The following is a 13,739-nucleotide window of genomic DNA, read 5'->3' as shown; positions in this document are numbered from 1 at the left end:
TTTTGCTACCCACATCTAAGGAGATATAAAATGAAAATTGGTATGTTAAAACAGCAACCATTTCTAATTGATAGTTCTACTAGCGGCCACATCATCACTAATTACGCAACGATTCCAGCCGCCCTACAGGCCACAACAGCAAAATGGCAATTAGGTACCGCACAAACTTTTACACCTGACCAGCTGACCGCACCAATTCCAGCAACCAATCAGATTTTTGCTATTGGTATGAACTTTTTAGACCACTCTAAAGAAATTCATATGGAATTGCCTAAGGTCCCCAGCGTGTTCACAAAATTCAGTAGTTCGTTGGCCGCACCTAATACGACCGTTGCCACACATGGCGCACAAACTGATTGGGAAACTGAATTAGTGGTTGTGATTGGGAAAGGTGGCCGCGATATCAACGTTGCCCAGGCCGCTGATCATGTGGCTGGCTATCTGGTCGGTGAAGATCTATCTGACCGTGAAGTCCAATTTGCAAACACCCCGCCCCAATTTTCGTTAGGTAAGTCATTTGCCAACTTTGCGCCAATTGGTCCCTGGTTAACAACACCTGATGAAATGACGGCATTAGATCAAGCTGTGATCACTACTAAAGTTAATGGTGAAATCATGCAACAGGCACCACTTAGCCAATTGATTTTCACGGTACCAAAGCTGATCAGCTATCTGTCCAGTATTGTTGAACTACAACCTGGTAATTTGATTTTCACCGGCACGCCCAGCGGTACTGGCGTCGGCCATGAGCCACAAATCTTCTTAAAACCCGGTGATCAAGTCACTGGTGAAATCACTGGTTTAGGTCAGTTAAATCTGACCATGCGCTAGGCTTATAAGCACAAATAACCCACCGAAATTAAATTTCAGTGGGTTATTTTTTGTGCTATTATTGTGCCTTGATTTGCTGAATGATTCCGCCTAGCTTATAACGATTTAAAATGCCTACTTATTTATCGCCATATCCCTGCGGATGGCTTTGTTTCCAGGCCCAAGCAGTACGAATAATATCTTCAACATCATCATATTGTGGTTGCCAGCCTAAGACTTTACGCGCCTTTTGGCTATCAGCAACTAGTGAATCAGGATCGCCACCACGACGAGGCGCAATTTTAGCAGGAATTGTCTTGCCAGTGACTTTACGTGCAGCTTCTAACATTTGCTGATTAGAAAAACCAGTGGACGAACCAAGATTAAAGGCTTGGCTTGGGTTGCCAGCTTGGAGGTACGCCAAAGCTAACATATGCGCGTCAGCTAAATCTAGAACATGCACATAATCACGCACGTTGGTCCCATCAGGTGTCTTGTAATCACCACCGAAAATTTGTAATTCATCGCGTTGTCCGGCAGCGACTTGTAAAATAATTGGAATCAAATGCGTTTCAGGATGATGATCTTCACCGATGCTGCCATCGGCTTTGGCGCCGGCAGCGTTGAAATAGCGTAACGCAACGAACTTAATGCCATAAGCTTCATCAGCCCACCGGATCATGCGTTCCATTGCTAATTTACTTTCACCATAGGGATTGATTGGCTCTTGAGTATCTGTTTCCGCAATCAATTCGTTCTCTGGCTCGCCATAAGTAGCGGCCGTTGAAGAGAATACCATGTATTTAACGCCTTGCTCCTTCATTACTTCCAGCAAAACGATCATGCCATAGATATTGTTGTCAAAGTATTTTAACGGATCCTTCATTGATTCGCCAACCAATGAAAAAGCATCCATATGAATAACGCCATCAATTTTTTCCTGCTTAAAAACGTTGGTCAGAAAAGCTTTATCCCGGGTATCACCTTGATAAAAGCGTGCTTGCTCATTAATTGCAGCTTTATGCCCCGTTGATAAATTATCGACAACGACCACATCATGTCCTTTTTCAATTAAACGATCCACCATATGTGAGCCAATATATCCGGCACCACCTGCTACTAAAATTGCCATACCTGCCTCCTACTTGAAATTAAAATTAGTTTTAGCGCGTTGAGCCGCATTAAACCGATTAACGAACTTATTGTAGCACAAAGTTACCCGCCAAAAATTAAATCATAACTACTTCAGTATCGGCTTGATAATGCGCTAATTGATCAGCAGCGAGCTCATCTGTGATCAGGTAACGCGCATCCTGTAAACGCGCAAAGGGATAAAATGCTGGATGCTCTAGCTTGCTATGATCAGCCAAGACAATACACTCCTGCGATTGCGCCATCGCGATTCCTTGGCAGCGGCCCTCTTCGGTGACAACATCCATCAATTGGCCGTTTGCGATGCCATCTGCACTAACTAAGGCGTGGTCAAAATTCAGTCGCTGTAGCGTATCTTCAGTGATCCCACCGATAAATACGCCGGAACGCTGGCGCAAATTGCCGCCAATCAACGTGATTTCATAACGCGGATGGTGCTTAAGCAATACGTTGAACACGGTTAAACTGTTAGTCGTGATCCGTAAATAGTCTTGCTCAAAATAGTCGCTTAATAATGCAATCGTCGTCCCGCTGCCTAAATAGATCGTCTCACCTGATAAAACATAGCGCGCAGCTGTCTTAGCAATTTGCCGTTTTTCAGGTAAATTAAGATCCTGCTTCTGTTCAACCGATAAATCATTAAATGCAACTGCTTGTACACTTTGAACCCCGCCACGGACCTTAGTGACTTTTTCCGCACTAGCCAATTGATCTAAATCACGGCGTACAGTCATATCCGATACAGTTAGCAACGCGGCTAATTCAGCAATCGTGGTGAAGCGTTGTGAATTAACCACCGCCAAGATTTTTTCTTGACGTTCACTGATTAACATAGACCCACCTTCTTTACGATAATACCGTTTTAAAATATTATAGCTACCATAAAATCCTATTGCTCTAAGTGTAACTTAGGCCTTCTGTTTAGCGCAAGGTAAACCTAATTAGCTTACGTAATTTTAGAAAATTGCGTGGCTGGCGAGATCCATTTTTACGTTTATCTAGAAAAAATTAGCTCGCCAACGCGCCACTGTCGCTCGTTTTTAACAACTAAATTTGAAAAGCATCAGGAACTTAGCACTTAACCGCCCAATAGAACGTGCTTCCCGTTGTCGATTGAACTATGGCAAGGACCGCCAAGTTCAAGTCGCACTCGTTCCGTCCACTGGCGACAGAATGGAGACTAACTTACTCAGCTTGCAGACAAAGTTCAGAAAGAACCAAAATTAGTTTTATCGCACGCTAATTTTAAAGCTTTTTTCTTGGCCATTTTTAAAATAAAAGACCAACTGTTTATTACAAATTATCACAATTACACAAATTATTTTATACACAATTTTATACTATATTCACCGTTCAGCCCGTCAGAGCACAAATTTAACCTGTACAATAATTTACATTTAAAATACTTGCTTTTTTTCTGACGCAAATAGGTTCACAAAACAACAAAAACGCGGTATCCTGTGACTATCGGGAAATGATAGCGCTTTCTATATTTTGACACATCATTTATAATGGGGATAGTTAACAAATTTTTGTACCTATCTGGTTTGGTCATATTATTGTCTATTGGCTTAAATTTAAGGAGGAGATCATTTTGGCAGAAGAGCAATACATTCTAGCAATTGACGAAGGAACCACCAGCACGCGGTCGATTATTTTTGATCATCAGGGACATAAGGTTGCAGATTCACAGCGCGAGTTCCCACAATATTTCCCGCAGCCTGGTTGGGTAGAACATAACGCCAACGAGATTTGGAATGCAGTGCTATCAACGATTGCAAATGCTTTTATCGAATCAAGCGTTAAGCCAACGCAGATTGCTGGTATTGGGATCACCAACCAACGGGAAACAACAATCGTTTGGGACAAACAGACTGGTTTACCAATTTACAACGCCATCGTCTGGCAATCACGCCAAACAGCTGATATTGCCGCTCAACTCAAGGAAGACGGCTATTCGGATTTAATTCACGACAAGACTGGTTTATTGATTGATGCTTATTTTTCCGCTACAAAAATTCGCTGGATTCTCGACCATGTTGAAGGCGCTCAAGAACGTGCGGAAAAAGGCGAGCTCTTATTCGGTACTATTGATTCTTGGATCGTTTGGAAACTCACCGGTGGCGATGTTCACGTCACTGACTACTCCAATGCCAGCCGGACTATGTTGTTCAATATTCATAATCTAACTTGGGATGATGAAATTCTCAAAATTATGAATATTCCTAAGATTATGTTACCGGAAGCTCGGCCAAACTCCGAAATCTACGGTAAAACTAAGGATTACCATTTCTACGGTAGTGAAGTGCCAATTTCGGGCATGGCTGGTGATCAGCAGGCAGCACTCTTTGGCCAAATGGCTTTCGAACCAGGAATGGTTAAAAACACCTACGGCACTGGCTCCTTTATCGTCATGAATACCGGCGAAAAACCGCAAATGTCGCAGCATAATTTATTAACTACGATTGGTTATGGTATTAACGGTAAAGTTTATTATGCGCTAGAAGGTAGTATTTTTGTGGCTGGTTCAGCAATTCAGTGGCTTCGTGATGGCATGCGTCTGATCAGTACTGCCCCCGAATCAGAAAAACTAGCTAATGCATCAACTGACGACAATGAAGTTTATGTAGTCCCTGCGTTTACCGGTTTAGGTGCCCCTTACTGGGATCCCGATGCACGTGGTTCTGTCTTCGGTATCACGCGCGGCACGACTCGCGAAGATTTTGTTAAGGCAACGCTGCAAGCAGTCGCTTACCAAACGCGTGACGTGGTTGACACCATGAAACTAGATTCTGGAATCGATATTCCTTTGCTAAAAGTCGATGGTGGCGCTGCTAAGAACAATATGCTAATGCAGTTCCAAGCTGACATTTTAGATACACCGATCCAGCGTGCCCATGATCTGGAAACAACCGCATTGGGTGCTGCTTTCCTTGCTGGGTTAGCAGTTGGTTATTGGAAAGATCTCGATGCTATTAAGGCTGAATACGCTGAAGGCGAAACTTTCCAACCAAAAATGGAAGCTGCACAACGGGATAATCTATACAGTGGTTGGCAAGAAGCCGTTGCCGCAACCCAAACTTTTAAGCACAAATCATTGAAAAAGTAACTTTTATCAAATGTCCGTATCATAAGTTAACGCTGTTACGTCAGAAGAGGCTGTCCCATAAAACATTTATGCACAACCTCTTTTACTATCCAAAAAATTAACATTTATTGCGCATAGATAGCATTTTGCCAGGTGAAGGAGGCAATTAATATGGCTTTTTCTGCAGCAACACGTCAAGAAAATATTGCTCGTTTAAAGGCGGAACACTTAGACTTGTTAATTATCGGCGGTGGGATAACTGGTGCCGGCGTTGCGTTACAAGCTAGCGCAATGGGAATTAAGACTGGCTTGATTGAAATGCAAGATTTCAGCGAAGGAACTTCCTCACGTTCGACCAAGTTAGTTCATGGTGGTATTCGTTATCTGAAAACATTCGATGTGGAAGTAGTTGCTGATACCGTTAAGGAACGGGCAGCAATTCAGCATATCGCACCACATATTCCGCGACCTGACCCAATGCTGATTCCTATTTATGATGAACCTGGCGCAACGTTTACCATGTTCTCGCTTAAGGTTGCAATGGATCTTTATGATCGTTTAGCTGACGTCACTGATCCTAAATATACAAACTATACCCTTTCCCGCGACGAAGTTTTACAACGGGAACCACAACTCAAAGCTGAAAACTTGGTTGGCGGTGGCGTTTATTTGGACTATATCAGTAATGATGCACGCTTAGTAATTGAAAACATCAAGCAAGCCCAAGTTGATGGTGGTATTATGACCAGCCATGTGCAGGCAACTCAGTTACTACATGATGAACAAGGTAACCTCATTGGTGCCCAAGTCAAAGATTTAATGACTGATGAGGAATTCACCGTTCATGCGCGTTTAGTGATCAATACGGCTGGCCCTTGGTCTGACTTTGTTCGCCAATTAGACCCTGATGCTAAAATCACGCCACAAATGCGACCAACTAAGGGCGTTCATTTAGTGGTCGCCGCTGACCGCCTACCGGTACCGCAACCCACTTATTTTGATACCGGTGATCAAGATGACCGTATGGTTTTTGTAGTGCCGCGGGCAAATAAAACTTATTTTGGCACTACAGATACTGATTATACTGCTGACTTTAAGCATCCCGTTGCAACGCGTGAAGACGTTGATTATCTGCTTGCTATTATTAACAATCGTTATCCCGATGTTCACTTGACCATTGATGACATTGAAGCCAGCTGGGCCGGCTTACGACCACTAATTGCCGCTAATAGTAGCTCTGATTACAATGGTGGTGATTCCGGTAAATTATCTGATCAAAGCTTTGCTGCTGTAATTGATGTCGTCAATAACTACGAAAACAAGCAAGCGACACGCAGTGATGTTGAACAAGTTTTAAAAAATGTTGACAGCGCTTTAAGTGAGCATAAATCAAATCCTTCTGCTGTTTCTCGTGGTAGTGATCTGTCCGTAGCAGATGATGGTCTGATCACCTTAGCCGGCGGAAAAATTACTGACTATCGTAAAATGGCAGCTGGTGCAATAACGCTGATCAGTCATTTACTGGCCAGTCGCTTTGACGCTCACTTCGACCCAATTGACTCCAAAGACTTAGCTGTATCTGGTGGCGCACTTGATTCCACAAATGTCGATGCAGCATTGGCTACTTTAGCACAACAAGGCCAAGCTAAAGGCTTACCGGCAGCAGATGCATTACAACTTGCTAATCTCTACGGTGCCAATGTAACGCACGTTTTTGCGCTAATCGATGAACTTTCCGCGGCGCCTGGTTTAACGTTAGCTGAAACACTAGGCCTACGCTATGCGCTAACCGAGGAAATGACGTTAACTCCCGTTGATTACTTGTTACGCCGAACCAATCATATTCTATTTCAACGTGAAACGTTAGACACGGTCAAAGTCGGCGTCGTCAACGAAATGGCGCGCTATTTAGGCTGGCAGCCAGCTGAAAAACAACAACGATTAGACCAACTAAATCAAGCAATTGCTGAATCCGATTTAAGTCTGCTTAAAAACAACAACTAGATGAGGTGACCTTATGAATAATAGTCTATCGCTACAACTGCTCGGTGAATTTATTGGCACATTAGTTCTTGTATTACTTGGGGACGGTGTTGTCGCTGGCGTCAGTTTAAACAAATCAAAAGCTAAAGATGCCGGCTGGGTCGCTATTACTTTAGGTTGGGGCATGGCCGTAACCTTAGGCGTTTACGCTTCCGCCTTTCTCAGCCCCGCCCATTTGAATCCTGCTGTATCATTAGGGATGGCCGTTGCTGGTAATTTGCCTTGGTCGTCGGTATTGCCTTACTCAGCAGCACAAATTGCTGGTGGTTTTGTCGGTGCTGCCTTAGTTTGGATCCATTACGGACCACACTGGCGGGCAACTAAAGACGAAGCTACGATCCTCGGTATTTTCTCAACTGGTCCTGCAATCCGCAGTTATTTTGCTAACTTCATCAGTGAAGTTATCGGCACGATCGTCTTAGTCTTTGCCCTTTTAACTTTCACTCGCGGCAACTTCACTGACGGCTTAAATCCGCTGGTCGTTGGTGTGTTGATCATCGCGATTGGCCTGTCATTAGGTGGAACGACTGGGTACGCTATCAACCCTGCCCGTGATCTGGGACCGCGTCTCGCCCACGCAGTTTTACCAATCGCCAACAAAGGCGGTTCTGATTGGGCCTATAGTTGGGTGCCAATCATCGGGCCAATGGTCGGTGGTGCAATTGGGGCCGCACTTTTCCTTTTAATTCCGTAAACAAATAATGACAAAAGGCTATGACAACAACTTTATTGTCATGGCTTTTTTGTCCCCTAAATAACCATAAAACCAAAATGATATAAATCGCTTACACAAAATAAAATTTAGGTTGGCAAACTTTTTATAATGTGTTATAGTAAACATATGAGCGAATACTCATATAAAATTGAGAGAGGCCGTGGTCGTTTGACTATTACACAAAAACAAACACCATTTATTATTGGTATTAGTCTCAATCTAATTTATATTATTGCTGAATTAGGTTTTGGTTTTTCAACAAATTCAATGGCTTTAATCGCTGATGCTAGCCATAACTTTAGTGATGTACTGGGCTTGTTAGTTGCCTGGTTAGCTGTCTGGCTCAGTCAAAAAGCGCCAACTGCTAAACGAACTTATGGTTACAAAAGTGCGTCGATTTTAGCGGCTTTATTCAATGCCGTTTTCTTATTAGTTGCGATTGGCGGTATTATTATCGAGGCCTTACAACGATTGCAAACACCAGCAGCACCGCATGGCTGGACCGTCATTATCGTTGCCTTATTAGGCGTGATCGTCAACGGTATCACCACCTTCTTATTCCTGCATGGCCAAAAAGATGACTTAAATATTAAGGGCGCTTTTATGCATATGGCCGCCGATACTGGCGTTTCATTAGGTGTCGTCATCACTGGGATCATCATGTTGCTCACTGATTGGAGTTGGCTTGATCCCGTAGTCAGCTTGATCATCGCCGTCGTCATTTTGATTGGTACTTGGGGCTTGTTGCGCGATGCCATCAACCTTTCCTTAAATGGTGTCCCAAATAGCGTTGATGTGGCGGCAATCACCAAATGCATTGCCGCACAGCCCAGCGTCTCCAAAGTCCATGACTTACATGTTTGGGCGATTGGCACAACTGATAATGCATTAAGTGTTCACTTGGTGCGTAATACAACTGATAATAATGATTGCTTCTTAAATGATTTAGATCAACAATTACGTGCCAAGTACAATATTCAACATATCACCATTCAAGTTGAATATGGGACCTGCCAACAACTCGGCAGTGTAGAAAATTCGATTTAAGACATGCTTTCATGGTAGAATCAGAGCAACAACATACCAAAAAAGGATGATTTTATGCAAAGACTACAACGTTATACATGGCTTCGTGCCTTAGTTTATTTTATCTTTGGACTGATTATCACACTGTACCCGCATCCTGTTTTCCGTTTTGGCGTCTACGCAATTTCACTTTATCTATTAATTTCTGGAATTATCAGTATCACTAGTAGTCGCCAAGCACGACAGCAAACAAATTTCTACTCACTAGCTTTTTTTAGTGGTGCGTTTAAGATCATTGCCGCGCTTTTCATTTTGATTTTTGCTCGTGGCATTGTCAGTATCTTACCCATCTTTCTCGGTATTATCTTACTGATGTACGGTATTTTCAAATTTGGCCAAGCTTGGAATCAACGTCAAGTTGTTAATGTTAAGCCCTGGGGCGCGTTGATCTATAGTGTTTTGGTGATCTTAGCTGGTGCCTTTTTACTCTTTAATCCATTTAAAAGTGTCTTACTTGGCTTCCAAATTTTTGGTGTTATTTTGATTATTATGAGTATTGGTGAAATTGTGACTTGGTGGCAAACTCGACACCAGTAAAAAAATGATCGACTATGGCGTTTTGCCGTAGCCGATCATTTTTTATTTGATCTGTTTTAATTTAACATGATACCGCCGACCTAAAATCAACGGAACGGCTTCGATAGTGACATCACTAAATTCTAGGCCAAACCATTGTACCGGTGACGCGGTATGATTTTGTAGCCAAATCCGTGCACCAATGATCAGCCGCTCCCAGTTAGAAATATTCGTCGCTGGTGACAGTAATTCACGTAGCACAACAAAGCGAAAATCACCAACATGGCGATCGGGGATTGTCGTGTATCGTTGTGGTTGATAATCAATTTCGCCTTCACGCATAAGGTCTTGAATAATCTGGCGAATGTAGACGTTGATCCACTGATTACGCCGAAAACCAAGATATAACGTCACATTGACCACACTTTTAGTATCCATCATATCAACTTTATATTTTAACGTATACGGATCATCAGTGATCACCACCGTGACAAACCAATAAACCCGCGCCCGCTTTGGTCGTTTATCTAAAATCGAGTACAACATGCTGCGCTTGATCATATGGCCAGGCTTCATTTTAGCCATGTAAACTAAATTTGTTGCGTACAAGGGTACCGTTTCATCAGCTGATAATTCAACTAATTGATTGCGATATGCCAATAATGACACGTACTCACGCTCAGATTCATGCCGGTCACGAATCTTGTTACCATAATACCAGATTGCCATAACTGATAAAATCAAGCACGTGATCAATACTGTCACATACCCACCATGAGCAAATTTAACCACACTAGCTATGAAGAAAATCACCTCAACACTACCGAAAAATAGCGCAATCAATAGGGCCACTAAGCGATTAATTTTTTGTTCAAGATAAGCATGCAACAGTAATGTCGTCATCAACATCGTCACTGTGATGGCTAAACCATACGCTGCTTCCATATGCTCGGAAGTACGGAAAAACAACGTTACCGCTATCGTCACCATACACAGTAGCCAGTTGACACTCCCAATATAAATCTGACCACGCTCAGTGCTCGGGTATTTGATCAGCATGCGCGGTAAAATTTTCAAACGAACTGCCTCAGATACCAGCGTAAATGAACCAGTAATCAAGGCTTGCGACGCGATAATTGCGGCCAGAGTAGCCACAATGATCACAAATAATTTTAGATTAGCCGGAATCACTTGGAAAAAGGGATTGGTAAAACCAGTTACAGCTTGTGAGTGATAATTGCGAATTAACCAGGCGCCTTGGCCAAAATAGCTCAGCGTCAGCATACCGTAAACAAACGGCCAACTAGCGTAAATATTTTTCTTGCCTACATGGCCCATGTCCGAGTACAATGCCTCGGCCCCAGTTGTCGCCAGAAAAACACTACCGAGAATAAAAATACCGGCTTTATTAGTGGGACTAAACAACGTTTTAATCGCATAAACTGGTGACAACGCCTTAAGCACCTCAAGGTTTGGCAATAAATTGGCCAAGCCAATCACGCCGATCAAAGCAAACCATAAAAACATGATTGGTCCAAAAGCCTTACCAATCGTTGCAGTCCCGAACCGCTGGATCATGAATAGTAGCAACAAAATAATAATTGTGGTAAAGACAACAACAGTTTGATCTTGGCTAAAAACTAAATGGCCAAACGCTTGTCCTTTCAGTCCTTCCACCGCACTGGTCACTGTCACAGCTGGCGTCAACGTTCCGTCAGCCAATAGCGCAGCGCCACCAATCAACGCCGGAATCATTAACCAGCGAGCGTGCTTATGGACTAAGGCGTACAACGCAAAAATACCACCTTCACCATTATTATCTGCCCGCAATGCAATGAGCACGTATTTCACCGTTGTCACTAACATCAGCGTCCAAAAAATCAACGAAATACTGCCAATAATATAATCTGGTGTGGCGTGCTGTAACCCGCCAGCATCAGCAACAATCGCATTCATAACGTATAACGGCGACGTACCAATATCCCCATAAACGATCCCCAGGGTAACTAAAACGCCAGCCACTGATAATTTATTGCGTAAACTGCTTTTTTGCATTAACCTTACCTGCTATTTTCTGAAAATTTGTAACAATGTATCTAGATAATAACACTTTTTATTCAGTTCTTACAAAATTCCGCCATGTACTTCAGCAACATCATGCACCATCAAAAATGCACTAGAATCAATACTACGAATTTGTTTGATCACATAGGGATAATCCTGGTTTTCTACCACTAGCATTAACATTTCCCGTGCATCACCGCTAAAGCCACCCGTCACCTGCAAAGCAGTTAAGCCGCGGGCCATATCGTCAACTAGCAACGCTTTTATTTTTGCTTCCTGCTCACTCATCACGTAAATAACGCGTTTGCGATCTAGGCCAGTTTCAATATAATTCATCAATAGTGACGTCACGACTAACGATAATAACGCCAACGCAAAAGCTTCAAAATTAGTGGTAAATAAATTACCTATACAAATCAAGCCATCGATCAATAAAAGACTAACTGCCGGCTTAATCTGAAAATATTTCTTTAAAATCATTGGCGGCACTGTTGTCCCACCGCTGGAAGCGTCCATCCGGTACAATAACGATACCCCTAGCGCAAAAACCACGCCACCGACGATGACAGCCAATAATTGATCTTCAATGACCTTAACTTGCGGCGTTAGGGCTAAACATAATGGTAACGCAAAGCTACCAAATGCGATTCGCAATACAGTTGCTCGCTCTAAGAAAAAATAGGCAATAATTAATAAAATAGTATTTAAGACTAATACTACAGTTGAAACTGACAAGCCAAATGCAGCTTTCGCTAAAATGGCGATCCCAGTCACACCACCAGCCGCAACGGCATGAGGCGCATAAAATAAGTTGATACTGACAGCGATGATTTCTAAAGCAACAATCATCAGCAGAACTTGACGAATTTGGAAACGGGTAATACGTGGCATTTAGCCACCTCATTTCTTCAGGTTACCTTCTATTATGACAGAAAAGTTGAACGATGTCCTAAAAAGGGCGCCCTGATTGCCGCGCATCAGTACAAAAATTAAGGTACATCAGTGTAGCCAGCCATTAAATAGACAAATGATCCGCGCAAAATCACCTTTAATCTACGCAATAGCTGACACCCAAATACGCCACATTTAACGTAGCGTGCTGGTGTTGCTACTAAAAAAGACCTGCCTCCCACTAAGTAGGAAACAGGCCATCACCATTAATCTAAATGGCTTTATATTTTAAAATTGTCTACTATAATTATTTAAGCCTAGTACCAGCCATTTGCTTGCCAGAATGATTGTGCTGCAGTCCATGAACCATAACGTGAAGTCACATAGTTGTTAGCAACTGCTTCTTGGTTAGCTGCTGAGTAATCACCATTTAAGTATGAAGAACTTAATTGATATTTACCAATATACTGACCGTTTGTAGCTGTGTAGCTACCACCGGATTCCTTATTAGCAATCCATGCTTTAGCAGCTTCATCTGAGCTCGAACTAGTTGTCGTTGAAGCTGCAGTTGTTGAAGCTGCGGTCGTAGTTGTTGCTGCGGCTGTCGTAGCTTGTGTCGATTGTGTTTGTTGTTGCACTGGCGCTGCTTGTGTTGTCGTTTGTGTTGCTGCAGGTTGTGCTGCAGTTGTTGTCGTTGTTCCAGGAAGCGTATAAGTTTGCCCCGCATAGATTAAATGTGTGCTTGAGCTGATGCTATTTACTTGTTCAAAGGCAGTAATAGAAACGCCATTTGCATTAGCCAACTTAGCGACCGTGTCGCCCGATTGAGCAGTTACTGTAGCCGCGCTTGCCTGAGCAACGCCACCAACGAATAAACTAGCGGCACCAACAGTAGATAAAACTAACATTTTAATACGGTTACTTAATAAAATAAAAATCACTCCTAAATTGGGTTTGTAAGATTTGTTTGTTAATAACGACGTTCACGTGAATGCTGATTTAATTTAATCAACGAGGATGATTATAGCAACTCGCTGTGACAAACAAATACCTAAACCATTACAGAACGGGATTTTCATGCAATATTGTCATGCTGTTGTAATCTCTTGCAACACTTTTTTTCCACTTAGACCATACGTTCCTAATCTACAGGTCTTTTTTACACTTATTTTTAGATTACAAAAAAGCCGATTTTAGGCGTAAAATAAAAAAATAATTATCATTTTTAGATTAGAAAATGATTAAAAGTAAGATTTTTAGCTTGAAATTGTCTTTTTAGGCTTAAATTTAAGCCTAAAACTAAAAAACCTTTCACCAATTAGGCTCTATACTTTATCCTGTTGATAGATTGCTCAAAGTGGTAATCTATTAGCG

At 42.4% G+C, this 13,739-nt stretch carries 11 protein-coding genes; 6 read left to right on the top strand and 5 right to left on the bottom strand.

All coding sequences use genetic code 11. The annotated features are described in order from the left end of the window. Nucleotides 1-30: 30 nt before the first annotated feature. A complete protein-coding gene (locus EKM80_RS07245) occupies nt 31-831 on the top strand; it encodes a fumarylacetoacetate hydrolase family protein (RefSeq protein ID WP_125552453.1) in 801 nt (266 codons plus the stop codon). A 118-nt stretch (nt 832-949) separates the two neighbouring features. On the opposite strand, the gene galE is transcribed toward EKM80_RS07245, so the two are convergent. Both galE and EKM80_RS07235 read right to left on the bottom strand, forming a co-directional pair. Continuing rightward, nucleotides 950-1,942, bottom strand: coding sequence for a UDP-glucose 4-epimerase GalE (gene galE, locus EKM80_RS07240; protein ID WP_125552452.1), 993 nt, complete (start codon nt 1,940-1,942; stop codon nt 950-952). Nucleotides 1,943-2,039: 97 nt separating this feature from the next. Beyond that, nucleotides 2,040-2,795, bottom strand: coding sequence for a DeoR/GlpR family DNA-binding transcription regulator (locus EKM80_RS07235; protein ID WP_125552451.1), 756 nt, complete (start codon nt 2,793-2,795; stop codon nt 2,040-2,042). A 761-nt stretch (nt 2,796-3,556) separates the two neighbouring features. On the opposite strand from EKM80_RS07235, the gene glpK reads away from it, so the two are divergent. The 5 genes from glpK (at nt 3,557) to EKM80_RS07210 (ending at nt 9,431) form a co-directional block, all read left to right on the top strand. Continuing rightward, the gene (gene glpK / locus EKM80_RS07230; protein ID WP_125552450.1) at nt 3,557-5,071 is read left to right on the top strand and encodes a glycerol kinase GlpK; all 1,515 of its coding nucleotides are present in this window, start codon (nt 3,557-3,559) and stop codon (nt 5,069-5,071) included. Between the two features lie 150 nt (nt 5,072-5,221). After that, nucleotides 5,222-7,054, top strand: a complete 1,833-nt coding sequence (glpO, locus tag EKM80_RS07225) for a type 1 glycerol-3-phosphate oxidase (protein WP_125552449.1) — start codon at nt 5,222-5,224, stop codon at nt 7,052-7,054. A 13-nt stretch (nt 7,055-7,067) separates the two neighbouring features. Next, the gene (locus tag EKM80_RS07220) at nt 7,068-7,787 is read left to right on the top strand and encodes an MIP/aquaporin family protein (protein WP_125552448.1); all 720 of its coding nucleotides are present in this window, start codon (nt 7,068-7,070) and stop codon (nt 7,785-7,787) included. 189 nt (nt 7,788-7,976) lie between these two features. Then, nucleotides 7,977-8,855, top strand: a complete 879-nt coding sequence (locus EKM80_RS07215) for a cation diffusion facilitator family transporter (RefSeq protein ID WP_125552447.1) — start codon at nt 7,977-7,979, stop codon at nt 8,853-8,855. A 54-nt stretch (nt 8,856-8,909) separates the two neighbouring features. After that, entirely contained in the window at nt 8,910-9,431 is a 522-nt protein-coding gene (locus EKM80_RS07210) for a DUF308 domain-containing protein (RefSeq protein WP_125552446.1), read from the top strand. A 42-nt stretch (nt 9,432-9,473) separates the two neighbouring features. On the opposite strand, the gene EKM80_RS07205 is transcribed toward EKM80_RS07210, so the two are convergent. The 3 genes from EKM80_RS07205 to apf all read right to left on the bottom strand — a co-directional run bounded on the left by EKM80_RS07205 (nt 9,474) and on the right by apf (nt 13,273). Beyond that, nucleotides 9,474-11,465: a KUP/HAK/KT family potassium transporter gene (locus EKM80_RS07205; RefSeq protein WP_125552445.1), complete on the bottom strand. Its 1,992-nt coding sequence runs from the start codon at nt 11,463-11,465 to the stop codon at nt 9,474-9,476. 69 nt (nt 11,466-11,534) lie between these two features. Continuing rightward, nucleotides 11,535-12,365, bottom strand: a complete 831-nt coding sequence (locus EKM80_RS07200; RefSeq protein ID WP_125552444.1) for a YitT family protein — start codon at nt 12,363-12,365, stop codon at nt 11,535-11,537. Between the two features lie 317 nt (nt 12,366-12,682). Continuing rightward, nucleotides 12,683-13,273: an aggregation-promoting factor gene (gene apf, locus EKM80_RS07195; RefSeq protein WP_125552443.1), complete on the bottom strand. Its 591-nt coding sequence runs from the start codon at nt 13,271-13,273 to the stop codon at nt 12,683-12,685. Nucleotides 13,274-13,739: the final 466 nt, after the last annotated feature.

The organism is Loigolactobacillus jiayinensis (assembly GCF_003946445.1).
GTDB classification, from domain to species: Bacteria; Bacillota; Bacilli; order Lactobacillales; family Lactobacillaceae; genus Loigolactobacillus; species Loigolactobacillus jiayinensis.
Note: the sequence above shows the minus strand (reverse complement) of the source record. Positions and strands in the feature narration are given on the sequence as shown.

What these genes read in the sequence shown, in the direction of transcription:
- EKM80_RS07210 (WP_125552446.1), top strand. Translation starts at nt 8,910, where the DNA reads ATGCAAAGACTACAACGTTATACATGGCTTCGTGCCTTAGTTTATTTT.
- apf (WP_125552443.1), bottom strand. Translation starts at nt 13,273, where the DNA reads ATGTTAGTTTTATCTACTGTTGGTGCCGCTAGTTTATTCGTTGGTGGC.
- glpO (WP_125552449.1), top strand. Translation starts at nt 5,222, where the DNA reads ATGGCTTTTTCTGCAGCAACACGTCAAGAAAATATTGCTCGTTTAAAG.
- EKM80_RS07200 (WP_125552444.1), bottom strand. Translation starts at nt 12,365, where the DNA reads ATGCCACGTATTACCCGTTTCCAAATTCGTCAAGTTCTGCTGATGATT.
- galE (WP_125552452.1), bottom strand. Translation starts at nt 1,942, where the DNA reads ATGGCAATTTTAGTAGCAGGTGGTGCCGGATATATTGGCTCACATATG.
- EKM80_RS07220 (WP_125552448.1), top strand. Translation starts at nt 7,068, where the DNA reads ATGAATAATAGTCTATCGCTACAACTGCTCGGTGAATTTATTGGCACA.
- EKM80_RS07245 (WP_125552453.1), top strand. Translation starts at nt 31, where the DNA reads ATGAAAATTGGTATGTTAAAACAGCAACCATTTCTAATTGATAGTTCT.
- EKM80_RS07205 (WP_125552445.1), bottom strand. Translation starts at nt 11,465, where the DNA reads ATGCAAAAAAGCAGTTTACGCAATAAATTATCAGTGGCTGGCGTTTTA.
- EKM80_RS07235 (WP_125552451.1), bottom strand. Translation starts at nt 2,795, where the DNA reads ATGTTAATCAGTGAACGTCAAGAAAAAATCTTGGCGGTGGTTAATTCA.